Genomic DNA, 25,727 nt, shown 5'->3' on the forward strand with positions numbered 1-25,727 from the left:
GGCGGTGGCCGCACATCGATACAGTCCCCGGGCAATGCAGCTGTGGGAGTACAGAGGGGGGCGGGGCGCACCCCATGAGGTGTGGCCTCGCCCCCCACTGTTCACGAGTCGCCGGGCGTCAGGAGACGCCGAGCTCCTTCGCGTTCTTCTTCAGGTCCTCGATACCACCGCACAGGAAGAACGCCTGCTCCGGGAAGTGGTCGTACTCGCCGTCGATGATCGCGTTGAACGCGGTGATCGACTCCTCCAGCGGGACGTCCGACCCGTCGACGCCGGTGAACTGCTTGGCGACGTGGGTGTTCTGGGACAGGAAGCGCTCCACGCGACGGGCACGGTGGACGGTGAGCTTGTCCTCCTCGCCCAGCTCGTCGATACCGAGGATCGCGATGATGTCCTGGAGGTCCTTGTACTTCTGCAGGACCGTCTTGACACGCATCGCGGTGTTGTAGTGGTCCGCCGCGATGTAGCGGGGGTCCAGGATGCGGGACGTGGAGTCCAGCGGGTCCACGGCCGGGTAGATGCCCTTCTCGGAGATCGGACGGGAGAGAACCGTCGTCGCGTCGAGGTGGGCGAAGGTGGTGGCCGGGGCCGGGTCGGTCAGGTCGTCCGCGGGGACGTAGATCGCCTGCATCGAGGTGATCGAGTGACCACGGGTCGAGGTGATGCGCTCCTGGAGGAGACCCATCTCGTCGGCCAGGTTCGGCTGGTAGCCCACCGCGGAGGGCATACGGCCGAGCAGGGTCGAGACCTCGGAACCGGCCTGGGTGAAGCGGAAGATGTTGTCGATGAAGAACAGCACGTCCTGCTTCTGCACATCGCGGAAGTACTCCGCCATGGTCAGACCGGCGAGGGCCACGCGCAGACGGGTGCCCGGGGGCTCGTCCATCTGACCGAAGACCAGGGCGGTCTTGTCGATGACGCCCGACTCCGCCATCTCCTCGATGAGGTCGTTGCCCTCACGAGTGCGCTCACCGACACCGGCGAACACGGAGACACCGTCGTGGTTGTTGGCGACGCGGTAGATCATCTCCTGGATGAGCACCGTCTTGCCGACGCCGGCACCGCCGAACAGACCGATCTTTCCACCCTTGACGTACGGGGTGAGAAGGTCGATGACCTTGACGCCGGTCTCGAACATCTCGGTCTTCGACTCGAGCTCGTCGAAGTTGGGGGCCTTGCGGTGGATGGTCCAGCGCTCGCCGTCGTACTTCTCGTCGGTGTTCAGCACCTCACCGAGGGTGTTGAACACCTTGCCCTTGGTGAAGTCGCCGACCGGGACGGAGATGCCCGTGCCGGTGTCGGTGACGGCGGCCTGGCGGACCAGACCGTCGGTGGGCTGCATCGAGATCGTGCGGACCAGGCCGTCACCCAGGTGCTGGGCGACCTCCAGGGTCAGCGTCTTCTTCTTGCCGGCCTCGGCCGGGTCGGAGATCTCGACGTGAAGGGCGTTGTAGATCTCCGGCATGGCGTCGACGGGGAATTCCACGTCGACGACCGGGCCGATGACCCGGGCGACGCGGCCCGTGGCAACGGCCGTCTCAACTGTCGTCGTCATTTACCTGTCACTCCCCGCGGTCGCGTCGGCCAGGGCTGCGGAGCCACCGACGATCTCGCTGATTTCCTGGGTGATTTCGGCCTGGCGGGCCGCGTTGGCAAGGCGGGAGAGCGTGTTGATCAAGTCTCCCGCGTTGTCGGTCGCCGACTTCATCGCGCGGCGCGTGGCGGCGTGCTTGGAGGCAGCCGACTGGAGCAGCGCGTTGTAGATACGGCTCTCGACGTAGCGCGGCAGCAGGGCGTCGAGGACGTCCTCCGCCGACGGCTCGAAGTCGTACAGCGGAAGGATCTCGCCCTTCGGCGCCGACTCCTTCGCCACCTCGTCGAGGCTGAGCGGCAGCAGACGGTCGTCGAGCGCCGTCTGCGTCATCATCGAGACGAACTCGGTGAAGACGATGTGGAGCTCGTCCACGCCGCCGTCCGCCGTCTCCTTCTCGATGGCCTCGATCAGCGGACCCGCGACCTTCTTCGCGTCCGCGTAGCTCGGCTCGTCGGTGAAGCCCGACCACGATTCCACGACCTTGCGCTCGCGGAAGTTGTAGTGGGCCAGACCGCGGCGGCCGACGATGTACGTGTCGACCTCCTTGCCCTCCGCCTCGAGGCGCGCCGTGAGCTGCTCGGCGACCTTGATGGCGTTGGAGTTGAAGGCGCCGGCCAGTCCGCGGTCGCTCGTGAGGAGCAGCACCGCGGAACGGGTCGCCGTCTCAGCCTCCGTGGTCAGCGGGTGCTTGGTGTTCGAACCGGTACCGACCGCCGTGACCGCGCGGGTGAGCTCGGTCGCGTACGGCGTGGAGGCCGCCACCTTGCGCTGCGCCTTGACGACGCGCGAGGCGGCGATCATCTCCATCGCCTTGGTGATCTTCTTGGTCGCGGTGACGGATCGGATGCGACGCTTGTAGACCCGGAGCTGGGCTCCCATGAGTCAGGTCCCTTCCTTACGTCACTTGGAGACGTTGACGGCCGCCGGAGCGTCCTCGCCGAGCAGCTTGCCGTCCGAGGTCTCGAACTGCTTCTTGAACTCGGCGATCGCGTCGCCAACAGCGGTGAGGGTGTCGTCCGACATCTTGCCGCCCTCCTTGATGGAGGTCATGAGGCCCTGCTCCTTGCGGTGCAGGTACTCCAGCAGCTCCTTCTCGAAGCGGCGGACGTCGGAGACCGGAACGTCGTCCATCTTGCCGGTGGTACCGGCCCACACGGAGACGACCTGGTCCTCGGTCGGCATCGGCTGGTACTGAGCCTGCTTGAGCAGCTCGACCAGGCGCTGACCGCGCTCCAGCTGCGACTTCGACGCGGCGTCCAGGTCGGAACCGAAGGCGGCGAACGCCTCCAGCTCACGGTACTGGGCGAGGTCGAGGCGCAGGCGGCCGGAAACCTGCTTCATCGCCTTGTGCTGCGCGGAACCACCGACTCGGGAGACGGAGATACCGACGTTCAGCGCGGGGCGCTGACCGGCGTTGAAGAGGTCCGACTCCAGGAAGCACTGGCCGTCGGTGATGGAGATGACGTTGGTCGGGATGAACGCCGAGACGTCGTTGGCCTTCGTCTCGACGATCGGCAGACCGGTCATCGAACCGGCACCCAGCTCGTCGGAGAGCTTCGCGCAGCGCTCCAGCAGACGGGAGTGCAGGTAGAAGACGTCACCCGGGTAGGCCTCGCGGCCCGGCGGGCGGCGCAGCAGCAGCGACACGGCGCGGTAGGCGTCGGCCTGCTTCGAGAGGTCGTCGAAGATGATGAGGACGTGCTTGCCCTCGTACATCCACTGCTGACCGATGGCCGAACCGGTGTACGGCGCCAGGTACTTGAAGCCGGCCGGGTCGGACGCCGGGGCGGCGACGATGGTCGTGTACTCCAGCGCGCCGGCCTCTTCGAGGGCGCCACGCACGGAGGCGATGGTCGAGCCCTTCTGGCCGATGGCGACGTAGACGCAGCGGACCTGCTTGTTCACGTCACCGGAACGCCAGTTGTCGCGCTGGTTGATGATCGTGTCGACGGCCAGGGCGGTCTTGCCGGTCTGGCGGTCACCGATGATCAGCTGACGCTGGCCGCGGCCGACCGGGGTCATCGCGTCGACGGCCTTGTAGCCGGTCTCCATCGGCTCGTGCACCGACTTACGGGCCATGACGCCCGGAGCCTGCAGCTCCAGGGCGCGGCGGCCGGACGTCTCGATCTCGCCGAGGCCGTCGATCGGGTTGCCGAGCGGGTCGACGACGCGGCCGAGGTAGCCCTCGCCCACGGCGACCGACAGCACCTCGCCGGTACGGGTGACCGGCTGGCCCTCCTCGATGCCGCTGAACTCACCGAGGACGATGGCGCCGATCTCGCGCTCTTCCAGGTTGAGCGCGAGGCCGAGGGTGCCGTCCTCGAACTTCAGCAGTTCGTTGGCCATGGCCGAGGGAAGACCCTCGACCTTCGCGATGCCGTCGCCGGCAAGGGTGACCGTACCGACCTCCTCGCGCGAGGCCGCGTCCGGCTTGTACGACTGGACGAAGTTCTCCAGCGCGTCCCGGATCTCCTCCGGCCGGATCGTGAGCTCCGCCATCTGGGTTCCCTGCTCTCCTTGTTGGGCCCGAAGTTTCACTTGGGGGGATGGGGACTCCCCCCTGAACGAGGTGAATCCTCTGCACGGCCCAACCGGGCCGCAGACATACGTACGTACTGCTATGAAGTTTGTGCTAGCTCGCCAGGCGGCGGCCGGCGTCCTCGAGTCGGTCCGAGATCGAGCCGTTGATGACCTCGTCGCCGACCTGGACCCGGATCCCGCCAAGGACCTCGGGGTCCACGTCGAGGTTGAGGTGCATGGCACGGCCGTAGAGCTTCGCGAGGGCGGCGCCGAGGCGTCGCTTCTGCGGGTCGCTCAGCGGGACCGCCGAGGTGACGACGGCGACCATGCGGCTCCGGCGCTCGGCGGCGAGCTTGGACAGGGACTCGAGTCCCGCTTCCAGGCTACGTCCACGCGGCGCGGTCACCAGGCGCGTCACCAGACGCTCGGTGGTGGCCTTGGCGCGGCCGCCGAGCAGGCTGCTCAGCAGCTCGCCCTTGGCCGAGGCGCCTGCGGCACGGTCGGTCAGCGCGGACCGCAGCCCGGTGTTCGAGGCGACGATCCGGCCGAACCGGAACAGCTCGTCCTCGACGTCGTCGAGCGTGCCCGACTGCTGCGCGGCGGTGAGATCGGCGATGGCGGCCAGCTGCTCCAGCGCGTCCACCAGGTCGCGGGGCTGCGACCAGCGGGAGCGCACCAGACCGGACACCACGTCGGCGGTGGTCGCGCCGACCTGGCCGCCGAGGATGCGGCCGACCAGCTCGGCCTTGGCCTCGCCGGACTGCGCCGGGTCGGTCAGGACCCGACGCAGCGACACCTCGCGGTCGAGCAGCGCGGTGACGGCGGCCAGCTCGTCGGCGAGCCGCGCCGCGTCCACGGACGTGGAGTCCGTCAGCGCGTCGAGACGCGTCCGTGCGGCTGCCAGGGCCTCGCGGCTCGCTCCGTTCATCGCGTGGCCTCGGCCTTCTCCTCGAGGTCGTCGAGGAACCGGTCGATCACACGGCTCTGCCGGGCGTGGTCCTCGAGGGACTCACCGACGAGCTTGCCGGCCAGGTCCGTGGCGAGCTTGCCCACGTCCTGACGCAGCGCCGAAGAGGCGGCCTTGCGGTCGGCCTCGAGCTGCGAGTGACCGGCGGCGATGATCTCCTCGCGCTGCCGCTGGCCCTCTGCACGCATCTCGGCGATGAGCGTGGCGCCCTGCTCCTGCGCCTCCTGGCGCAGACGCGCGGCCTCGTGCCGGGCCTCGGCGAGCTGAGCCTTGTACTGCTCAAGAACGCTCTGGGCCTCGACCTTCATGCGGTCGGCCTCTTCGATTCCGCCCTCGATCGCCTCGCGGCGCTCTTCCAGAACCTTGTTGATGTTCGGGAGCGCCTTCTTCCAGAAGAAGAAGAAGACGATGGCGAAGGCGATGGCGCCCACGAGCAGCTCGGGGCCCGGCGGGATGAGCGGGTTCTGCTCCTCCTCGGCCGCCAGCTGTACCAGGTTGGCGATCACATCAGTGCCTTTCGTTGAAAGGTTCGCTCGTCAGGGTTCGTCAGTTGTAGACGAACGGCATGACGATGCCGATGAGGGCGAGCGCCTCACAGAAGGCGAAGCCGAGGATCTGGTTGGCGCGGATCAGGCCGGCGGCCTCGGGCTGGCGGGCCAGGGCCTGGGTGCCGTTACCGAAGATGATGCCGACGCCGACGCCGGGGCCGATGGCGGCGAGGCCGTAGCCGATGGAGCCGATGTTGCCGTCGACAGCGGCGAGGGTCTCAAGGGCAGCCATGCTGATTCTTCCTTCTCTTTCATGGACCGGCGGGGGTTGGCCACCGGACGTTCTGGGGGCTGGTGGAGCGCGGTGCTCAGTGGTGCTCGGCGAGCGCGCCCTGGATGTACGAGCAGGCGAGGAGCACGAAGACGTACGCCTGGACGGCCTGCACGAAGAGCTCGAAGAGGATCATGACGATGGTCATGATGAAGGAGACACCGGCCGCCGGGATCATCCAGCTGTTCAGCAGGTACCAGGAGGCAACGGTGAACATGACCAGCATCAGGTGGCCGGCGAACATGTTGGCGAACAGTCGCACCGCGTGGGTGAACGGGCGGACCAGCAGGTTCGAGAAGAACTCGATGACCACCACGAGGGGCAGCACCGGGCCGAGCGACTTGTCGTAACCGGTGACGTTCTTGAAGAAGCCGACGAAGCCGTGCTTCTTGAAGGTCAGCGAGACCCAGACCACGTAGACGATCAGGGCCAGAACCATCGGGTAGGCGATGATCGACGACACCGGGAACTGTGCCAGCGGAATCACCGACCAGATGTTCATGAGCCAGATGAAGAAGAACAGCGAGACCATGAGCGGGACGTACTTCTCGCCCTCGCGCCGGCCCAGCGTCTCGTAGACGATTCCGCGGCGTACGAAGTCGTAGCCCGCCTCGCCGATCATCTGCAGCTTGCCCGGTACCACCTTCGCCTTGCCGAAGGCGAGTGTGAAGAAGGTGATCACCAGGAGGGTGGTGATGAGCGCGAGCAGCATCACCTTGTTGAACTCGAACCCGCCGACCGTGGCGATCGGCTTGAAGAGGAACGAGTGCAGGCCCGGAGCCGGGAAGCCACAGCCGTTGTCGGACATGATCCGACAGCTCCAGTCAAAGGCGAGCTGGGTCCGGTCAGCACTCACCACGGGCTCCTTCGGCGTGACGCATGGGTACGGCAACCTCGTTGTGTCGGCGCGGCGCGCAGCCGCGGGTCGGCACTGGACTGGTGTTACGGATGTGGGGGCGGCTGGGGGGCATCAAGCCTCGCGATTGAGCAGGCGTCAGCTCAGATGCCCGCGCCCGCGATGCCGCAGTTGGCACCGGACGATAGCAGGACTTCACACACGCCCTTATCCCGGCCCTACTCCTCACGACGAGTGCCCCGATTTTTCGGGCTTGTTGCCCGTCGGCGCATCGGGTTCGACGTAGAGGATCTTGGCCTTCATGTGTGCGCGCGTCTGTGCGGCGATCCACACGAGCGTGGTGGCGACGAGCGTGAACGCGAAGGCCCTGGGGTGGAACAGAGTGGTGTTCTTGAACGCGGACAGAAAGATGAACAACAGCAGGATCTGTGCCGCGTAGAGCATCAACCCCATCATCTGGAACAGATGAGGAAGCGATTTGGCAGTGCGCTGCAGAACGTAGAGCCCGATTCCCATGAAGAGGATCGTGATCACCGCCGCGACGACGGCACCGAGAGCCCCCTTGCCTCCGACGACCACACCGCTGATGACAGCGGCGATCGCGCCGGCGGCAGCCGTGGGTACGGCAGCCTGAAGGAGGGTCCGGACGTCATTGGACGGCATGGCGGCAACTCCGCTTGCTGAGGGGGCAGGGTGTCGTCATGGACGAGCGTAGACCCCGGGGGCGAGCGGAAATCTCACGCCAATGGACCGTCGCATTGCGGTCCTTCGACTCTGTCCCGGGTTCTCGTGAACCGTATCACAAACTATTTGATGAGGTCTTTACCTGAACGCTGTGCCAGGTGTCACACATGAGAGTGAACCCGCCCGTCTGTGCAGAAAGAGCGCCGACTTGTCTGGTATAAGGACGGTTTGCACCGTCACGCTCTTGCATGGCATCGGCAAAGTGTTAGTCAGATTCTTACCTTGCCGTCAGCGCCACGCCCCACCCCTGCGCTCGCACGACGGACGGCCCAAGGCCGTGTGCGGTCCGCCGCACACGGCCTTGGGCCGGTTCCCTAGGTACTGCGACGAGCACCCTGCCGCACCGCCTCGGTTCAGCGGCGCGCGCCCGCCGGGCTGCGTTCCGGTTCGTGGGTACGGCCGCCGATCGCCGTCGCTCCGTTGAGGGACGGGGTCCAGTCGGCAACGGGCTCCGGGGTCGCAGGGACGGCTGCGCGGCGGCGGTAGCGGGGCGGTACGAAGCGTTCCGCCCAGCGCGGGGCGCGCGGGGTGAAGCGGGGCAGCAGCAGGAGGAAGAGGCCGACTCCGCTGAGCATGGCGATGGCGAGGACGATCCACATGGACGCCTCGTTCACGGTGTAGGCGAGGGTGCCGAAGGCGATGACCGCCGACCAGAAGTACATGATCAGCACGGCCCGGCTGTGCGAGTGCCCGACCTCCAGGAGCCGGTGGTGCAGATGGCCCCGGTCGGCGGCGAACGGCGACTGGCCGCGCCAGGTGCGGCGCACGATCGCGAGGATCAGGTCGGCCGCCGGGATCGCGATGATGGTCAGCGGCATCAGCAGCGGGATGTAGACCGGGACCATCGAGTAGACCGTGCTGCGCTCCGAGATGTTGTACAGGCCCAGAATGTCCGGGTCGACCTGCCCCGTGATGGAGATCGCGCCGGCCGCCAGCACCAGGCCGATCATCATCGAGCCGGAGTCGCCCATGAAGATCCGCGCGGGATGCATGTTGTGTGGCAGGAAGCCCAGGCACATGCCCATGAGGACGGCCGCGAACAGCGTGGCGGGGGCGGCGGCCTCGATGCCGTAGCTGTACCAGAGGCGGTAGGCGTACATGAAGAACGCGGCGGAGGCGATGCACACCATGCCGGCCGCGAGGCCGTCGAGGCCGTCGACGAAGTTGACCGCGTTGATGGTGATCACGACCAGGGCCACCGTGAGCAGGGTGCCCTGCCACTGGGTCAGCGCGACGATGCCGACACCCGGGACGGGCAGCCACAGGATCGTCAGACCCTGCATGACCATCACGCCGGCCGCGATCATCTGACCGCCGAGCTTGATCAGGGCGTCGATCTCGAACTTGTCGTCCAGGACGCCGATCAGCCAGATCAGCGCGGCCCCGGAGAGCAGCGCGCGCGGTTCGTCGGACTTGGCGAAGACCTCGCTGAGGTTGGTCAGATGGTCGGCGACCAGCAGACCGGCGCACAGTCCGAAGAACATCGCGATTCCACCGAGGCGTGGCGTCGGTTCTCGGTGGACGTCGCGCGCACGGATCTCCGGCATGGCTCCGGCCACGATCGCGAACTTCCGCACCGGTCCTGTCAGGAGGTACGTCACCGCGGCCGTGATGCAGAGCGTCAGGAGGTATTCACGCACGGGCTTCCCCACAGGTCTCGCTGGCCATCTCAGCCCCACACACTAGCGATGCGCGCATATGGTTGGGGACATCCGGGTAGCGACGATGGTTGCACGTGATGCTGTGCCTGGTGATCCGTCTACCCCACCTCAGCGCGGATACGGCGGAAATCTTTCGGCCATGTCCCGCACTTCTTCACGCGTGCGCTTGCCGTCCCCGCCGTCCCGCAGCACCCCTGCGAACAGGACGGCGAGCCGCGCCATCTCCGTCTCGCCCATGCCCTGTGTGGTCAGCGCGGCCGTACCGAGCCGCAGGCCACGGGCGTCTCCGCCCGTGACGTTGATGGCTCCGCCATGCGGCAGCGCACAGCAGTCGAGGACGAACCCGGCGGCGGCGAGCCGGCCCCGGGCGGTTCGGCCGTCGACGCCGAGTGGCGCGGGATCGACGGTCAGCAGGTGGGTGTCCGTGCCGCCGGTGACCACCACGAGACCCTGTTCGGCCAGCCCTCTGGCCAGTACGCGGGCGTTCGCGACCACCTGATGGGCGTACGCGGTGAACGCCGGTGTTGCCGCCTCCCCGAAGGCGACGGCCTTCGCGGCGATGGTGTGCATCTGCGCGCCGCCCTGCGTGAACGGGAACACCGCACGGTCCACCCGCTCGGCCAGTTCGCCCCCGCACAGCAGCATCCCGCCGCGCGGCCCGCGCAGCACCTTGTGCGTGGTGGCGCACACGATGTCGGCGTACGGCACCGGGTTGGGTGCCGCTCCCCCGGCGACCAGCCCGATCGGATGGGCCGCGTCGGCGATGAGGTAGGCCCCCACCTCGTCGGCGACCTCGCGGAAGAACGCGTAGTCGATGTGCCGGGGATACGAGATCGACCCGCACACGATCGCCTTGGGGCGGCGTGTACGGGCCAGGGTCCGCACCTGCTCGTGGTCGATGAGCCCGGACTCCGCCTCGACCCCGTACCCGACGAAGTCGAACCAGCGGCCGGAGAAGTTCGCGGGCGACCCGTGGGTGAGGTGACCGCCGAAGTGCAGGCCCATCGCCAGCACGGTGTCGCCGGGGCGCAGCAGGGCGGCGTAGGCGGCGAGCACGGCCGAAGAGCCCGAGTGGGACTGGACGTTGGCGTGCTCGGCCCCGAACAGCGCCTTCGCCCGCTCCACGGCCAGCCGCTCTGCGACGTCCACCATCTCGCAGCCACCGTGGTGCCGGGCCCCCGGGTAGCCCTCCGCGTACTTGTTCGCGAGCGGCGACCCCAGAGCGGCCAGCACGGCGGGCGAGGTGAAGTTCTCCGCGGCGACGAGCTGAAGCGTCGTCGCCTGCCGATCTAGCTCACCGAGCAGGATGTCGGCCAGCTCGGGATCCTGCCGCCGCAGGACATCGGCCTCTAGGACAGGGGTGACCGACATGATGGACTCCGGGGCGTCGACGGTGACGTACGACCAATGTAGGCCGCAGACGCCCGGGATGCTCGACTTTGTCACCGCGAACCGCTGCGAACCGCAGGGAGTCAGGCCCGCGCGGGCACCCCCGTCAGCGCCGTCACCACGGGATCCAGTGCCTGATGTATCTCGTCGCCCACCGACCGGAAGAACGGCAGCGGCGCCCCGTACGGGTCGTAGACCTCGTCGGCCTCGGCGGTGGGGGCCAGGAGCCACCCGCGTAGAGCCGCCGCGGCGCGGACCAGCGCACGCGCCCGTACGACCATGCCCTCCTCCAGGGGAGGGAGCGTGGTCGGGTCGATGGCGCGGACCAGGCGGGTGAACTCCTTCAGGGTGAAGGTGCGCAGCCCTGCGGAGTGCCCCATGGAGATGACCTGGGCCCGGTGGTCGCGGGTGGCCGTCAGCACGAGGTCGGCGCGGACGACGTGCTCGTCCAGCAGCTCACGCCCGGTGAAGCCGGAGGCGTCCGCGCCGAAGTCCGCGAGGACCGCCTCCGCGTTCGCCTCCATGGGCGCCCCCTCGTGCCCCCAGGTCCCCGCGCTCTCGACGACCAGACCGCCCCACAGCGGGTCCCCGAGCCGGTCCGCCAGGGCATGCCGGGTCAGCCGCTCGGTGATCGGCGAGCGGCACACATTGCCTGTGCTGACGTGGAGGATGCGGAAGGTGTCCCGCGGCAGCCCCGTGAAGGTCCGCGTCTCTTCCCCGTCCCATATGCCACGCCCCGCGTCAGGGGCCGTCAATTCGCCACCTCGAGGTCGGGTACGACCTTGCGCAGCTCCTCCGCCGACAGAGCGCCCGCACGCAGCAGCACCGGCACCTTGCCGGTGACGTCGACGATGGAGGACGGCTCGTTGCCGGGGGTCGGACCGCCGTCGAGGTACACGGAGACGGAGTCCCCGAGCATCGCCTCGGCGGCGTCGCAGTTCTCCGGCGCCGGGTGACCGGTCAGGTTCGCGGAGGAGACCGCCATGGGGCCGACCTCGGTCAGCAGCTCGATGGCGACCGGGTGCAGCGGCATGCGCACGGCGACCGTGCCCCGGGTGTCGCCGAGGTCCCACTGCAGCGACGGCTGGTGCTTGGCGACGAGGGTCAGCGCGCCCGGCCAGAAGGCGTCGACCAGCTCCCAGGCCATCTCGGAGAAGTCCGTGACGAGGCCGTGCAGGGTGTTCGGGGAGCCGATGAGCACGGGCGTGGGCATGTTGCGGCCCCGGCCCTTGGCCTCCAGGAGGTCGGCCACGGCCTCGGAGGTGAAGGCGTCCGCGCCGATGCCGTACACGGTGTCCGTCGGCAGTACCACGAGCTCGCCCCGGCGGATGGCGGACGCGGCCTCGCGCAGACCGGTGGCGCGGTCGGTCGCGTCGTTGGTGTCGTATCGCCGTGCCATCTAGCGGGCCTCCTCGTACACGTACTGCTGCTGGGGGGTGGTCGTCGGGCGCGTGCTCATGCTCGTGCTCATCAGGGCAGCGCCTTGCGGGCGGTCGCGAACCGCGGCCGGTTGTTGAGGTCCGGGTGGTCGGCCGCGTCGGCCCAGCCCCGCTCCTCGGTGAAGATCCAGGGCACCTGGCCGCCCTGGGTGTCGGCATGCTCGATGACGACGACACCGCCGGGGCGCAGGAGCCGATGCGCCGTGCGTTCGATGCCCCGGATGAGATCCAGGCCGTCCTCCCCTGAGAACAGGGCGAGTTCGGGATCGTAGTCGCGGGCCTCCGGCGCCACGTACTCCCACTCCGTGAGCGGGATGTACGGCGGATTGGAGACGACGAGGTCGACCTGACCGTCGAGGTCGCGGAAGGCGTCGAGGGCGTTGCCCTGGCGCAGGTCGACCCTGGAGCCCGCCATGTTCTTGCGGGTCCACTTCAGGGCGTCCTCGGACAGCTCCACGGCGTGCACGCGCGAGCGCGGCACCTCCTGGGCGAGGGCGAGGGCGATGGCGCCGGAGCCGGTGCACAGATCGACGATGAGCGGCTCGACGACGTCCATCGCGCGGACGGCGTCTATGGCCCAGCCGACCACCGACTCGGTCTCCGGCCGCGGCACGAACACCCCTGGCCCGACCTGAAGTTCGAGGTAGCGGAAGTAGGCCCGCCCGGTGATGTGCTGGAGCGGCTCACGGGCCTCGCGGCGCGCGATGACCTCCCAGTACCGGGCGTCGAAGTCGGAGTCCTTGACGGTGTGCAGCTCGCCCCGCTTGACGCCGTGCACGAACGCGGCGAGCTCCTCCGCGTCGTTGCGCGGCGAGGGCACGCCGGCGTCGGCCAGGCGCTGGGTGGCCTGGGCCACTTCCGCGAGCAGCAGGTTCACGCAAGTCCTCCGTCGTGCTGGTCTACTCGTACGTGCCTTACGCGGCTGCCAGCTTCGCGGCCGAGTCCGCGTCGACGCAGGCCTGGATCACCGCGTCGAGTTCACCGTCCAGCACCTGGTCCAGGTTGTAGGACTTGAAGCCGACGCGGTGGTCCGAGATGCGGTTCTCCGGGAAGTTGTACGTGCGGATCTTCTCGGAGCGGTCGACGGTACGGACCTGGCTGCGGCGGGCGTCGGCGGCATTCTTCTCCGCCTCCTCCTGTGCCGCGGCGAGCAGCCTGGAGCGCAGGATACGCATCGCCTGCTCCTTGTTCTGCAGCTGGCTCTTCTCGTTCTGGCAGGAGGCGACGACTCCGGTGGGAAGGTGCGTGATGCGCACGGCGGAGTCGGTGGTGTTGACGGACTGCCCGCCGGGCCCGGAGGAGCGGTAGACGTCGATCCGCAGGTCGTTCGCGTGGATCTCGACGTCGACCTCCTCGGCCTCGGGGGTGACGAGCACGCCGGCCGCGGAGGTGTGGATACGGCCCTGGGACTCGGTCGACGGCACGCGCTGCACGCGGTGCACCCCGCCCTCGTACTTCAGCCGGGCCCAGACGCCCTGACCGGGCTCGGTGGCGCCCTGGCCGCCCTTGGTCTTCACGGCGACCTGGACGTCCTTGTAGCCGCCCAGCTCGGACTCGGTGGAGTCGATGATCTCGGTCTTCCAGCCGACGCGCTCGGCGTACCGGAGGTACATGCGCAGGAGGTCACCGGCGAAGAGGGCGGACTCGTCGCCGCCCGCGCCGGCCTTGATCTCCAGGATGACGTCCTTGTCGTCGCTGGGGTCGCGCGGGACGAGGAGCAGCCGCAGCTTCTCCGTCAGTTCCTCGCGCTGCTTCTCCAGCTCCTTGACCTCGGCGATGAAGTCCGGGTCGTCCGCCGCGAACTCCCGGGCGGTGTCGATGTCGTCGCCGGTCTGCTTCCAGGAGCGGTACGTGCCGACGATCGGGGTCAGCTCCGCGTAGCGCTTGTTCAGCTTGCGCGCGTTGGCCTGGTCGGCGTGGACCGACGGGTCGGCGAGCTTCTTCTCCAGGTCGGCGTGCTCCCCGACCAGTTCCTCGACCGCCTCGAACATCTCTCCGGCTCCCTGTACGACGTTGTGAGTAGGCCGCACCCATGGGCTGTGCCTGTGTGGGCCGTGCCTGTGCGCTGCACCGCAAAGCGCCGGTCCCGACGCCCCGGAGGGGCACCGCGGACCGGCGCTGGGGGCTCGCTACTTGTTGGCAGCGGCGGCCTTGCCGAAGCGGGCCTCGAAGCGGGCCACGCGGCCACCGGTGTCGAGGATCTTCTGCTTGCCCGTGTAGAACGGGTGGCACTCGGAGCAGACCTCGGCACGGATGGTGCCGCTCTGGATCGTGCTACGGGTGGTGAACGACGCGCCACAGGTGCAGCTGACCTGCGTGTCGACGTACTCGGGGTGAATGTCGCGCTTCAAGGTGTCTCCTAGTTTCGGGAGGGCGCCGGGTCGCTGTCGCGGGCTGCGAGAGCGTGAACCGGAGCCGACGTACCAGTCTGCCAGCACTGGTGCCATCTGCCCAAACCAGGGGGTGGGCTCAGGTATTCCCCACCGCGGTGGACAGAGCTGCGGGCAGTCGTTCCGCAGGGGCGGCACGGGTGGGCCCAGCGGCACCACGTAAGCGCCGGGCCGCGTGACCTCCCCCGCCCAGCACGCCCCGGGCGGTGCCTCTTGAGCGTGGTGGGCGACTGCCGGACCGTACGTGGCTGGTCGCGCAGTTCCCCGCACCCCCTCAGGTGCCGGCGGTCACCACGCCCTCGGCGGCCCCCGTCGCCGTGCCCTTCGTCGCCGACTTCGGGATCGTCCTGTCGGCCTTGAGCGCGGCCCAGACCTGCTTGGACTTCGCCTCGTCCACCAGCACACGGTTCGGGTCGGCGGGGTCGTACTGGACGGGCATCGTGACCATGGTCATGTTCTTGGAGGCGATGCCCTTGAGGCCGCTCGCGAAGGACGCGAGGTCCTTGACGGAGTCGAGGTCGGAGTCGGTGGTGACGGCGTCGGTCGCGGAGACGGCGAGGTCGTAGGCCTTCTTCGGGTCGCTGAGGATGCCGACGTCCTTGACCTGCTCGATGAGGGCCTTGATGAACGCCTGCTGAAGCTGGATGCGCCCGAGGTCGGACCCGTCGCCGACCCCGTGCCGGGTACGGACGAGGCCCAGCGCCTGCTTGCCCGTGAGGGTGTGCTCCCCGGCCTTCAGGTTCAGATGGCTGTCGGGATCCTTGATGTCCTTGGTCGTCGTGATGTCGACCCCGCCGAGGACGTTGATCAGCTTCTCGAAGCCCGCGAAGTCGACCTCGAGGTAGTGGTCCATGCGGATACCGGTCATGGATTCGACGGTCTTCACCGCACACGCCGCGCCCCCCGTGGAGTACGCCGAGTTGAACATCGCGTACGAGGCGGCCGGGTACGTCCTGCCCTTCGCGTCGGTGCACTCCGGCCGCTCGACGAGGGTGTCCCTGGGTATGGAGACCACGCTGGCCCGCTTGTGGCCCTCGTAGACGTGCACGACCATCGCCGTGTCGGAGCGGGCACTGCCGTCGTCCGTGCCGCCGCCGAGCTTCTTGTTGCTGCCCGAGCGGGTGTCGGAACCGAGGACGAGGATGTCCTGCGAGCCGTTGTCGACGTCGAGGGGCCGGTCGGTGCCGAGGGCCTGGTTGATGTCGACGCTCTTGAGGTTCTCGTTGAGCTTGAAGTACAGGTAGCCGATTCCGGTGCCGCCGAACACCAGGACGCCCGCGGCGGTCCAGACGACGGCGAGTGCCGCCCTGCTGTGCCCGTCACGTGACTTGCGGCGGCGGCCCCTGGCCGCGCGGTGGCGCGGGGCGGTGGTGCCGATCTTCCCCGATATGGCGGGGTCCGGCGTACTCTCGGCGGACATCTGCTCCTCGGTTCTCTTTCCGGTCGGTTACCCCCTGCGCTCAGGCCCAGGCCTGTCGGGTCGGATACGGCCATGACACTCCATGGTCGCTCCGTCCGGTCAGACGGGATATTCCGGGAAAGGGTTGCACAACGAACGGTGCCCATCGCGTGAGAGCGATGGGCACCGTGCGTGACGGATGGGCCCGGTGGGACCGGGCTCATCTGGTGTTTCAGCCGAGCAGGTCGTACTGGGCGTAGCTGGTGCCGACCGAGACCCGTGTGCTGAAGATCTCGCTCGTGGCCTTGCCGGTGCCCTTGTAGAGGTACAGCGTGCCGGCCGGTGTGCGGGCCAGGAGGTCCGCCTTGCCGTCGCCGCTCACGTCACCGGGAGTGATGAGCGTGTTGTAGGCACTCCAGTCCGAGCGGACCTTCACGCGGGCGGCGAAGGCGCCGGTGCCGGACTTGCCGGTGCCCTTGTAGAGGTAGACGTTCGAGCCGGTCTTGGTGCGCGCGATCAGGTCGGCCTTGCCGTCGCCGGTGAAGTCGCCGTGACCGAGTACCGCGTTGTACGAGTTCCAGCCCGTGCCGACCTTGACGCGGGTACCGAAGGAACCGGTGCCCTTGCCGGGGTAGATCCACAGGGCGCCCGCCGAGTCGACCGAGAGCAGGTCGGGCAGGGCGTCACCGGTCACGTCACCGGGGGTGACGATCCGGGTGCGGGTCTTCCAGTCGTCGAAGAGCTGCGTGGTCGTCCAGGTGTCGGACGAGGCCGACCGCCGCCGCCAGAAGACGTCACCGTCGGAGGAGCGGCGCAGGACGAAGTCCTGGTAGCCGTCCCGGTTCAGGTCGGTCTGCTGGACGAGGTTGTAGCCCGTCCAGCTGCCCTCGGCGGTCAGGGCCTTGCGGTCGCCGAGCTTGGACCCCGTGGAGGCGCGGACGTAGCCCGTGCCGGTCTCCTTGTTGCGCAGGAAGACGTCGGCCTTGCCGTCCCGGGTGATGGCGGCGTCGTCAACCCTCGGGTAGGTCGCGCCGACGTACTTGCTGACCTTCGCGAAGACCGGGTACGCGCCCTTCTCCACGCAGTCCAGGACGCCCCACGAGACGACGCCGACGACCTTGTTGTTGACGATGAGCGGGCCACCGGAGTCACCGTTGCAGGTGGCGGTGGTCGTGGCGTCGGTGCCGCCGGCGGGCGGACCCGCGCAGACCATGTGCCCCTTGACGAAGTAGCCGCCCCAGGTGTTCCCGCAGGTCGTGTCGCTGACGATCGGCAGCGTGGCCGTCTTCAGCGTCTCCGAGATGTCCTGGGTCTTGGAGCTGGTACGGCCCCACCCGTAGACCTTGGCCTTGGTGCCGGCCTTGTACGAGGTGGTGTCGTCCGACGTCGTCATCTTGATCGGCGTGGCCTTGACCGGCGACGCCAGCGTCAGGACGGCGACGTCGTTGTCGATCGCGTCCTCGTTCCACGAGGAGTGGTTCCACTGACGTGAGACCGCGGTAGCGGTACCGCCGTGGTAGTCGAGGTGGTCAAGACTGCCGTCGTCGTTGTAGACGGCCGTGGGCAGCCGGTCGGTGCCGGTGACGATCTCGCCGTACGCGGCCCAGTCGTAGTAGTCCTTGTCGACACAGTGCGCGGCGGTGAGGATCTTCGTCGGCGAGACGACCGTACCGCCGCAGAAGAACCCGAGATCCAGGCTCGGGTCGTAGTACCAGAGCTGCGCCATCCAGGGCGCCGAGCCGATCGTGGTCTCCGAGCCGCCGATGATCTGGGCGGACTGCTCCAGGCCACCGTCCGAACTCGCGCTCGACGACGGTTCCCGCTCGGCCACCTTCGCGGTGTCATCCGCCGCCATCGCCTTGGCGATCCGTACGTCCGCCTCGTTGGGCGTCGGGCCGTTGTCGGCGGTCGCCCCACTCGCGGACGACATCAGCAGCGTCCCGGCTATCGCGGCGGCAAGGGCTCCGGACAAAGGTCTAGCCACTCAATTCCCCCCTGGGAGTGCAATGGTTTGATCAGAGCATGAAGACCGTGATCGTACACGTGTCCCATATAGAAAACTGGGGCCACCCTCACAAAGGAGGGTGACCCCAGCGCTCTGCCGTGCGGACTAGTCGCCGCCGTTGCCCGGCGTCGTCTTCTGGATCTGCATCAGGAACTCGGCGTTCGACTTCGTCTGCTTCATCTTGTCGAGAAGCAGCTCGACGGCCTGCTGCTGGTCGAGGGCGTGCAGCACCCGGCGCAGCTTCCAGACGACGGCGAGTTCGTCGGGGGCGAGCAGGATCTCTTCCTTACGCGTACCGGACGCGTCCACGTCCACCGCGGGGAAGATCCGCTTGTCCGCGAGCTTCCGGTCGAGCTTCAGCTCGGCGTTGCCCGTGCCCTTGAACTCCTCGAAGATCACCTCGTCCATGCGGGACCCGGTGTCCACCAGCGCGGTGGCGAGGATGGTCAGCGAGCCGCCGTCCTCGATGTTGCGGGCCGCACCGAAGAAGCGCTTCGGCGGGTACAGGGCGGTCGAGTCGACACCACCGGACAGGATGCGGCCGGAGGCCGGCGCCGCCAGGTTGTAGGCACGGCCCAGACGCGTGATCGAGTCGAGCAGCACGACCACGTCGTGGCCCAGCTCGACGAGTCGCTTGGCACGCTCGATGGCGAGCTCGGCGACCGTCGTGTGGTCCTCGGCCGGGCGGTCGAAGGTCGAGGAGATGACCTCGCCCTTCACCGACCGCTGCATGTCGGTGACCTCTTCCGGACGCTCGTCGACAAGGACGACCATCAAGTGGCACTCGGGGTTGTTGACGGTGATCGCGTTGGCGATCGCCTGCAGGATCATGGTCTTGCCGGTCTTCGGCGGGGCCACGATCAGACCACGCTGGCCCTTACCGATCGGCGCGACGAGGTCGATGATGCGGGTGGTGAGCACGCCCGGGTCGGTCTCCAGACGGAGCCGGTCCTGCGGGTAGAGCGGCGTCAGCTTGTTGAACTCCGGGCGGCCACGGCCCGATTCGGCGGCCATGCCGTTCGCGGAGTCGAGGCGGACCAGCGCGTTGAACTTCTCGCGGCGCTCGCCGTCCTTGGGCTGACGGACCGCGCCGGTGACGTGGTCACCCTTGCGCAGGCCGTTCTTGCGGACCTGGGCGAGCGACACGTACACGTCGTTCGGGCCCGGCAGGTAGCCCGACGTACGGATGAACGCGTAGTTGTCGAGGATGTCCAGGATGCCCGCGACGGGGATCAGGACGTCGTCGTCGGCGAGCTGCGGCTCCGGAGCGCCGATCTCGTCACGGCCACGACGGCCACGACGGTCCCGGTAACGGCCGCGACGGCCACGGCGTCCGCCGTCGAAGTCGTCGTCGTCCTGCGGGCCGTTGTCACGCTGACGGTCCTGGCGGTCCTGGCGGCCGCCCTGCTGCTGGCTCTGCTGCTGGCCGCGGTCACGCTGCTGCTGGCCACCGCCGCCCTGCTGCTCGTCGCTCTTGCCCCGACGGCCGCGCTCGGTGCGGTCGGTGCGCTCGGTGCGGTCGGTGCGGTCGGTGCGCTCACCGCGGTCACGGCCACGGTCACGACGGCCCTGACGGCCCTCGCCGCCCTGGTCACCGTCGCCCTGGGCCTGGGCCTGGGCGGACGTCTCGGCCTTGGGCTCGCTCTTGGCCTCGGCGGTGACCGTCTCGGGGCTGCCCGCGTCGGCGGTGGCACGGCGCCGACGGCGCTCGGTGGGCGCCTCGTCGCCGCCGGCCGGCTGGCCGGGGATCTCGATCTGCTGCTGGGCCACGGCCTTCTCGGCCTTCTCGGCGGGCGCCTCGGCCTTCTTGGCAGCGGCCTTCTCGGCCGGGGCGGCGTCATCGCCCGTGCGCGCCTTGGAGGTGGCGCGGCGCTTCGGCTTGGTCTCGGCGGCTGCCTCGGCCTTCGCCGGGGCACCCCCTCCCGCCTGCGCGTCCTTGATGACCTCGATCAGCTGGCTCTTGCGCATACGCGCGGTGCCCCTGATGCCGAGGCCGGATGCGACCTGCTGCAGCTCGGCCAGCACCATGCCCTCGAGGCCGGTGCCACGGCGCCGCCGGGAGCCGGCACCGCTGGCAGGCGCGGCGTCCGTGGCGGGCGCGGCAGCGGTGTCCTCGACACGTGCGCCCATCAGATCGGTGGTGTCGCTCACGAAGGGTCCTTCCCTGGAGCGGACGTCGGCCTTCTGGCTCGGCGACCGTTTGTGCTGTCCGGCTTCGGTCCTGTTCGGGTGGACCGTGCCGGGGCGGTGGTCCGCCAAAGGAGGCGGCGGAGGAAAATTTCTGATGATTCGGCGCTTGTCCGAGCCGTGGCACTGAGTGTCTGTGTCACGCGGCTCGGCCACGCCGGTTCCGGGGCCTGCTCAGCAGACCGCTCAGTGCCTGCGTACGGCGTAGAGCTTGACGTACGAAGCGCAGTGCGGCTTGGGAGACTCCCGGAAGAATGGCTGTCCCGAACTGGGACGATAAGCACCTCGCCATGGCTGAGGCAGGTGCAGACTTGAGGTTAACACTACCGGATCCAACAAACATTCCCCCTCTCGAAATCCGGCAACCGAACGACTATTCGCCGCCGCTGCCGGCGCCGGGTTCGACGACGGTGGTGGTGAGCGGCATGACGCACGCCCCTCGGGCATCGAGGTCCAGCCGGTTGGCGGCCCAGCCCGAACCCGCGAGATCGGCCACCTTGTCGGCACTGGCCTCGTCGGCCAGGGCCAGGACCGTGGGTCCGGCGCCGGAGATGACCGCCGGGACGCCGTCGGCCCGCAGACGCTCGACCAGAGCCGCGCTCTCCGGCATGGCGGGCGCCCGGTACTCCTGGTGCAGCCGGTCCTCGGTGGCCGGCAGCAGCAGCTCGGGACGCCTGGTCAGGGCTTCCACGAGGAGGGCCGCCCGGCCCGCGTTGGTTGCAGCGTCGACGTGCGGGACGGTGCGCGGGAGCAGTCCGCGCGCCGTCTCCGTCAGAACAGGCTTTCCGGGCACGAAAACCACCGGAACGATGGAATCCGCGGGCTCCATCCTGATCGCCCGCGCGGCGCCGCCCTCCATCCAGGAGAGCGTGAAGCCGCCGAGGAGACAGGCCGCGACGTTGTCGGGGTGGCCCTCGATCTCCGTGGCCAGTTCGAGCAGCGCGGCGTCGTCGAGCCGGTTGTCGCCGCCTATGGTCACGGCGCGGGCGGCGACGATGCCGGCGCAGATGGCGGCGGAGGAGGAGCCGAGGCCGCGGCCGTGCGGGATGCGGTTGGCGCACACGATCTCGAGGCCCCGGGGCTGCCCGCCCAGCAGGTCGAAGGCGGTGCGCAGGGAACGCACGAGCAGATGCCGCTCGTCGCGCGGGAGTGTCTCGCTGCCCTCCCCCGCGATGTCGACGTGCAGGCCGGAGTCGGCCACCCGGACGACCACGTCGTCGTAGAGCCCCAGCGACAGGCCCAGGGCGTCGAAGCCCGGGCCGAGGTTGGCGCTGGTGGCGGGAACGCGCACCCGTACGGCGGCGGCGCGGAACGCTGGACCGGCCATCGCTCGATGACTCTCCTTGAGCTGCGAGATTGACGATTGTCGAATGACATTCGATGCCTACGTGAGGACCCTGCGGCCGTTCAGGACGGCGCTGCGCCGCACCCCTGCGGGGCATATGCGGCGGGCGGGTTCACTACAGCCTATCGAAGGAAGGTTCTGTGGCGACATAGGGCGCACAGGAGGCGCACGATGCGTGTCGTAAGCCCCCCGTGCACCCTCTGTCGGGTCCTGTCAGGGTTATCCCCCGGGAATCGGCGTCTACGCGCGACTCCCAGGCCTTTCGAACGGCTGGGCGAGAGGATACGCCCGGGACGAGCGAAGGCTACGCGAGACCGAGGCGCTCGGCCGCCGTCGCCGCGTCCACCGGGACCGTGACCGGCTGCGGGGCGCCCGCGACGGCCCAGTCGGGGTCCTTGAGGCCGTTGCCGGTGACCGTGCAGACGATGGTCTGGCCCGGGTCGACCTTGCCCTGCTCGGCGGCCTTCAGCAGACCGGCCACGGAGGCGGCGGAGGCGGGCTCCACGAAAACGCCCTCCTGAGCGGCCAACAGCCGGTAGGCGCGCAGGATCTCACGGTCCGTCACCTCGTCGATGAAGCCGCCCGACTCGTCCTTCGCGGCCAGGGCGTAACTCCAGGACGCGGGGTTGCCGATACGGATCGCGGTGGCGATCGTCGACGGGTCCTTGACGATCTCACCGCGCACGATCGGGGCGGAGCCGGAGGCCTGGAAGCCCCACATGCGGGGGGTCTTCGCGGCGATGCCGTCGGCGGCGTACTCCTTGTAGCCCTTCCAGTACGCCGTGATGTTGCCCGCGTTACCCACCGGCAGGACGTGGATGTCGGGCGCATCGCCGAGCATGTCCACGATCTCGAACGCGGCGGTCTTCTGGCCCTCGATCCGCACCGGGTTCACCGAATTGACCAGCGCCACAGGGTAGTTGTCGCTGAGTTCCCGCGCGAGGGTGAGGCAGTCGTCGAAGTTGCCGTCGACCTGGAGGATCTTCGCGCCGTGCACCAGGGCCTGGCCCATCTTGCCCAGCGCGATCTTCCCGCGCGGGACGAGCACGGCCGAGACCATGCCCGCACGTACGGCGTAGGCGGCCGCGGAGGCAGAGGTGTTGCCCGTGGAGGCACAGATGACTGCCTTCGCACCCTCTTCCTTCGCCCGCGTGATGGCCATGGTCATACCGCGGTCCTTGAAGGACCCGGTCGGGTTGGCACCCTCCACCTTGAGGTGGACCTCGCAGCCCGTGCGCTCGGAGAGCACCTGCGCGGGCACGAGGGGCGTGCCGCCCTCGCGGAGCGTCACGACCGGCGTGCTGTCGGAGACGGGCAGCCGGTCCCGGTACTCCTCGATGATTCCGCGCCACTGGTGGGTCATTGCTGGTTACTCTCCTTCAACCCGCATGATGCTGGCGACACCCCGCACGGTGTCGAGGTTGCGCAGTGCTTCGACGGTCCCGCTGAGGGAGGCGTCGGAGGCGCGATGGGTGACGACGACGAGAGAGGCCTCGCCGCCGCCGTCTTGCCGTCCTTGCTGCCGCACCGTATCGATCGATACGCCGTGCTCCGCGAACACGGTCGCCACCTGGGCGAGAACACCCGGTTTGTCGGCGACGTCAAGGCTGATGTGGTACCGGGTGACGACCTCGCCCATCGGCGAGACCGGCAGGGCGGCGTACGCGGACTCGCCGGGCCCGGTGGAGCCCGCGAGCCGGTTGCGGCACACGGCCACGAGGTCGCCGAGCACGGCCGAGGCGGTGGGGGCACCGCCCGCGCCCGGCCCGTAGAACATCAGCTGCCCGGCGGCGTCCGACTCCACGAACACGGCGTTGTAGGCGCCGCGTACGGAGGCGAGCGGGTGGGTCAGCGGGATCATCGCGGGGTGCACGCGCGCGGTGACGGAGCCGCCGTCCGCGGCCCGCTCGCAGATGGCGAGCAGCTTGATGGTGCAGCCCATGTTCCTGGCGGAGGCGAAGTCGGCCGCCGTCACCTCGGTCATGCCCTCGCGGTACACGTCGTCGAGCCGTACGCGCGAGTGGAAGGCGATACCGGCGAGGATCGCGGCCTTGGCGGCGGCGTCGAAGCCCTCGATGTCGGCGGTCGGGTCGGCCTCTGCGTATCCCAGGGCGGTGGCCTCGTCGAGGGCCTCCTGATATCCGGCGCCCGTGGAATCCATCTTGTCGAGGATGAAATTGGTGGTGCCGTTGACGATGCCCATCACCCGGTTGATCTTGTCGCCGGCGAGGGACTCGCGCAGCGGCCGGATCAGCGGGATGGCACCGGCGACGGCGGCCTCGTAGTAGAGGTCCGCGTCGTGGTCCCCGGCGACGGCGTGCAGCGCTGCGCCGTCCTGGGCGAGAAGGGCCTTGTTGGCGGAGACGACGGAGGCGCCGTGCTCGAACGCGGTGGTGATGAGGGAGCGGGCGGGCTCGATACCGCCGATGACCTCGACGACGACGTCGATGTCCCCCCGTTTGACCAGGGCGGTCGCGTCGGTGGTGACGAGCGCCGGGTCGATGCCCTCACGCACCCGGGAGGGCCGCCGGACCGCCACACCCGCGAGCTCGACCGGGGCGCCGATGCGTGCGGCGAGGTCGTCGGCGTGCGTCGTCATGATGCGCGCCACCTCTGAGCCGACAACCCCACAGCCCAGCAGCGCCACCTTCAGCGGACGCGTACGCATCATCCGACCTCGTTTCCTCACATACCGACATACCGAATACGGTGGAACCAGTCTCACTCACCGGACGGGAGTTTCTATCCCTCGTCCGGATCGTGAGACATCTATTTCATTTTCACCGGGCCGGAAGACGGAGATCTTTCGGCCCGGGTTTCTCCGGGACTTCTTTTGTGCGGCGATCGCCTGTCGGGTGGAGTCACCCCACTGACCACCGGTCGGATACAGACCAGCGGTCGGTTCAGCAGACCATCGGTCGGATCAACAGACCACCGGTCAGATCACCCGACGTCGAGCCGGAGAAGATCCTCCTCCGTCTCCCGGCGGACGATGACACGGGCCTCTCCATCATTGACGGCGACGACCGGCGGGCGCAGTACGTGGTTGTAATTGCTCGCCATCGAACGGCAGTACGCGCCGGTGGCCGGTACGGCGATCAGGTCACCCGGTGCCAGGTCCGCCGGCAGGAACGCGTCCTTCACCACGATGTCACCACTCTCGCAGTGCTTGCCGACCACACGCGCGAGCATCGGCTCGGCGTCGGAGGTCCGGGACACCAGCGCGACGCTGTACTCGGCGTCGTACAACGCGGTCCGGATGTTGTCGGACATGCCCCCGTCGACGGAGACGTACGTCCGCAGCCCGTCCAGCGGCTTGGTGGTGCCGACCTCGTACAGCGTGAAGGCGGTGGGCCCGACGATGGCGCGGCCCGGCTCGACGGAGATACGGGGGGTGCGCAGCTTGGCGGCCTCGCACTCCCGGTTGACGATCTCGGTGAGCGCCTTGGCGATCTCGTGGGGCTCGCGGGGGTCGTCGTCGCTGGTGTAGGCGATGCCGAGCCCGCCGCCGAGATCGATCTCGGGCAGCTCGACACCGTGTTCGTCACGGATATCCTTGAGCAGCCCGACGACACGGTGGGCCGCGACCTCGAACCCGGACGTGTCGAAGATCTGTGACCCGATGTGCGAGTGGATCCCGATGACTTCGAGGCCGTCGAGCTTGAGCGCCCGCCGCACGGCCTCCGCGGCCTTCCCGCCGGCCAGCGGAATCCCGAACTTCTGGTCTTCGTGTGCGGTGGCGATGAACTCGTGCGTGTGGGCCTCGACGCCGACGGTGACGCGGATCTGCACCTTCTGCCGCCTGCCGAGCGACTGCGCGATGTGGGCGACCCGCACGATCTCCTGGTAGGAGTCGAGGACGATACGGCCGACGCCGGCCTCGATGGCACGGTGGATCTCGTCGGTGGACTTGTTGTTGCCGTGGAAGGCGATGCGGTCGGCGGGCATACCGGCGGACAGGGCGGTCGCGAGCTCGCCGCCGGAGCAGACGTCGAGGTTGAGCCCTTCCTCGTGCAGCCAGCGCACGATGGCCCGGGACAGGAAGGCCTTCCCCGCGTAGAACACGTCGGCGTCCTGCCCGAACGCCGTACGCCAGGCGCGCGCCCGCGCCCGGAAGTCGGTCTCGTCGACGAAGTACGCCGGCGTGCCGAACTCCTCCGCGAGCGTCTTCACATCGATCCCCCCGACGCTGACGACTCCGTCGTCCGTGCGGGTGACGGTCTGCGCCCACACCTTCGGGTCCAGCGTGTTCAGGTCGGCGGGCGGGGCGGCGTAGTGCCCCTCGGGAAGCACGTCGGCGTGACGGGGACCGGCGGGGTGTGCGGAACGGCTCATGTCTGTACGGCTTTCTGTGGACTCTCTGGGCTCTGCGCGTGGGAGCTTCGGGCTTGAGGGCTTTGGCTGTCGGCGTC

Annotated in this window: 22 protein-coding genes; all 22 read right to left on the reverse strand. The window is 68.7% G+C overall.

Annotated features, from left to right (window positions below; all coding sequences use genetic code 11):
- Positions 1 to 118 precede the first annotated feature (118 nt).
- The 22 genes from atpD to lysA all read right to left on the reverse strand — a co-directional run bounded on the left by atpD (position 119) and on the right by lysA (position 25,650).
- Positions 119 to 1,555 (reverse strand): F0F1 ATP synthase subunit beta, encoded by a 1,437-nt coding sequence (atpD, locus tag AWZ10_RS07205; protein ID WP_046705579.1) that lies wholly within the window; start codon positions 1,553 to 1,555, stop codon positions 119 to 121.
- A complete protein-coding gene (locus AWZ10_RS07210; protein WP_046705580.1) occupies positions 1,556 to 2,473 on the reverse strand; it encodes a F0F1 ATP synthase subunit gamma in 918 nt (305 codons plus the stop codon).
- 21 nt (positions 2,474 to 2,494) lie between these two features.
- Entirely contained in the window at positions 2,495 to 4,093 is a 1,599-nt protein-coding gene (gene atpA, locus AWZ10_RS07215) for a F0F1 ATP synthase subunit alpha (protein ID WP_046705581.1), read from the reverse strand.
- A 133-nt stretch (positions 4,094 to 4,226) separates the two neighbouring features.
- Positions 4,227 to 5,042 carry a F0F1 ATP synthase subunit delta gene (locus AWZ10_RS07220; RefSeq protein ID WP_046705582.1) on the reverse strand — a complete coding sequence of 272 codons (816 nt, stop codon included), beginning with the start codon at positions 5,040 to 5,042 and terminating at the stop codon, positions 4,227 to 4,229.
- Positions 5,039 to 5,587: a F0F1 ATP synthase subunit B gene (locus tag AWZ10_RS07225; RefSeq protein ID WP_037695387.1), complete on the reverse strand. Its 549-nt coding sequence runs from the start codon at positions 5,585 to 5,587 to the stop codon at positions 5,039 to 5,041. Before AWZ10_RS07225 ends, AWZ10_RS07220 begins: the two co-directional genes overlap by 4 nt.
- A 40-nt stretch (positions 5,588 to 5,627) precedes the next feature.
- Positions 5,628 to 5,861 carry an ATP synthase F0 subunit C gene (gene atpE, locus AWZ10_RS07230; RefSeq protein ID WP_003997868.1) on the reverse strand — a complete coding sequence of 78 codons (234 nt, stop codon included), beginning with the start codon at positions 5,859 to 5,861 and terminating at the stop codon, positions 5,628 to 5,630.
- Between the two features lie 76 nt (positions 5,862 to 5,937).
- Positions 5,938 to 6,756, reverse strand: a complete 819-nt coding sequence (atpB, locus tag AWZ10_RS07235; protein WP_482258094.1) for a F0F1 ATP synthase subunit A — start codon at positions 6,754 to 6,756, stop codon at positions 5,938 to 5,940.
- Between the two features lie 225 nt (positions 6,757 to 6,981).
- Entirely contained in the window at positions 6,982 to 7,419 is a 438-nt protein-coding gene (locus AWZ10_RS07240) for a Cg1360 family ATP-synthase-associated protein (protein WP_046705583.1), read from the reverse strand.
- A gap of 434 nt (positions 7,420 to 7,853) precedes the next feature.
- Positions 7,854 to 9,140 (reverse strand): MraY family glycosyltransferase, encoded by a 1,287-nt coding sequence (locus tag AWZ10_RS07245; protein WP_046705596.1) that lies wholly within the window; start codon positions 9,138 to 9,140, stop codon positions 7,854 to 7,856.
- A 129-nt stretch (positions 9,141 to 9,269) separates the two neighbouring features.
- Positions 9,270 to 10,532 carry a serine hydroxymethyltransferase gene (locus AWZ10_RS07250; protein ID WP_046705584.1) on the reverse strand — a complete coding sequence of 421 codons (1,263 nt, stop codon included), beginning with the start codon at positions 10,530 to 10,532 and terminating at the stop codon, positions 9,270 to 9,272.
- Positions 10,533 to 10,633: 101 nt separating this feature from the next.
- Entirely contained in the window at positions 10,634 to 11,305 is a 672-nt protein-coding gene (locus AWZ10_RS07255; protein WP_060890691.1) for an arsenate reductase/protein-tyrosine-phosphatase family protein, read from the reverse strand.
- The gene (locus tag AWZ10_RS07260; RefSeq protein WP_033526519.1) at positions 11,302 to 11,949 is read right to left on the reverse strand and encodes an L-threonylcarbamoyladenylate synthase; all 648 of its coding nucleotides are present in this window, start codon (positions 11,947 to 11,949) and stop codon (positions 11,302 to 11,304) included. The genes AWZ10_RS07255 and AWZ10_RS07260 overlap by 4 nt, the downstream gene beginning before the upstream one ends.
- 71 nt (positions 11,950 to 12,020) lie before the next feature.
- Entirely contained in the window at positions 12,021 to 12,866 is an 846-nt protein-coding gene (gene prmC, locus AWZ10_RS07265) for a peptide chain release factor N(5)-glutamine methyltransferase (RefSeq protein ID WP_037695362.1), read from the reverse strand.
- 37 nt (positions 12,867 to 12,903) lie between these two features.
- Positions 12,904 to 13,980, reverse strand: a complete 1,077-nt coding sequence (prfA, locus tag AWZ10_RS07270) for a peptide chain release factor 1 (protein ID WP_046705586.1) — start codon at positions 13,978 to 13,980, stop codon at positions 12,904 to 12,906.
- A 138-nt stretch (positions 13,981 to 14,118) separates the two neighbouring features.
- Positions 14,119 to 14,340, reverse strand: coding sequence for a 50S ribosomal protein L31 (rpmE, locus tag AWZ10_RS07275; RefSeq protein WP_046705587.1), 222 nt, complete (start codon positions 14,338 to 14,340; stop codon positions 14,119 to 14,121).
- Between the two features lie 313 nt (positions 14,341 to 14,653).
- Positions 14,654 to 15,799 (reverse strand): LCP family protein, encoded by a 1,146-nt coding sequence (locus AWZ10_RS07280; protein ID WP_046705588.1) that lies wholly within the window; start codon positions 15,797 to 15,799, stop codon positions 14,654 to 14,656.
- 211 nt (positions 15,800 to 16,010) lie between these two features.
- Positions 16,011 to 17,708: a trypsin-like serine protease gene (locus tag AWZ10_RS07285; RefSeq protein ID WP_173531537.1), complete on the reverse strand. Its 1,698-nt coding sequence runs from the start codon at positions 17,706 to 17,708 to the stop codon at positions 16,011 to 16,013.
- Between the two features lie 180 nt (positions 17,709 to 17,888).
- Positions 17,889 to 19,934 carry a transcription termination factor Rho gene (rho, locus tag AWZ10_RS07290; RefSeq protein ID WP_208618459.1) on the reverse strand — a complete coding sequence of 682 codons (2,046 nt, stop codon included), beginning with the start codon at positions 19,932 to 19,934 and terminating at the stop codon, positions 17,889 to 17,891.
- Positions 19,935 to 20,343: 409 nt separating this feature from the next.
- Entirely contained in the window at positions 20,344 to 21,297 is a 954-nt protein-coding gene (gene thrB / locus AWZ10_RS07295) for a homoserine kinase (RefSeq protein WP_046705590.1), read from the reverse strand.
- A gap of 322 nt (positions 21,298 to 21,619) precedes the next feature.
- On the reverse strand, positions 21,620 to 22,678 hold the full coding sequence (gene thrC / locus AWZ10_RS49995; RefSeq protein ID WP_046705591.1) for a threonine synthase: 1,059 nt from the start codon (positions 22,676 to 22,678) through the stop codon (positions 21,620 to 21,622).
- A gap of 6 nt (positions 22,679 to 22,684) precedes the next feature.
- Positions 22,685 to 23,983 carry a homoserine dehydrogenase gene (locus AWZ10_RS50000; RefSeq protein ID WP_046705598.1) on the reverse strand — a complete coding sequence of 433 codons (1,299 nt, stop codon included), beginning with the start codon at positions 23,981 to 23,983 and terminating at the stop codon, positions 22,685 to 22,687.
- 275 nt (positions 23,984 to 24,258) lie between these two features.
- Positions 24,259 to 25,650, reverse strand: a complete 1,392-nt coding sequence (lysA, locus tag AWZ10_RS07310) for a diaminopimelate decarboxylase (RefSeq protein ID WP_046705592.1) — start codon at positions 25,648 to 25,650, stop codon at positions 24,259 to 24,261.
- Between the last annotated feature and the right edge of the window lie 77 nt (positions 25,651 to 25,727).

Source organism: Streptomyces europaeiscabiei, assembly GCF_001550375.1.
Taxonomy (GTDB): Bacteria; Actinomycetota; Actinomycetes; order Streptomycetales; family Streptomycetaceae; genus Streptomyces; species Streptomyces europaeiscabiei.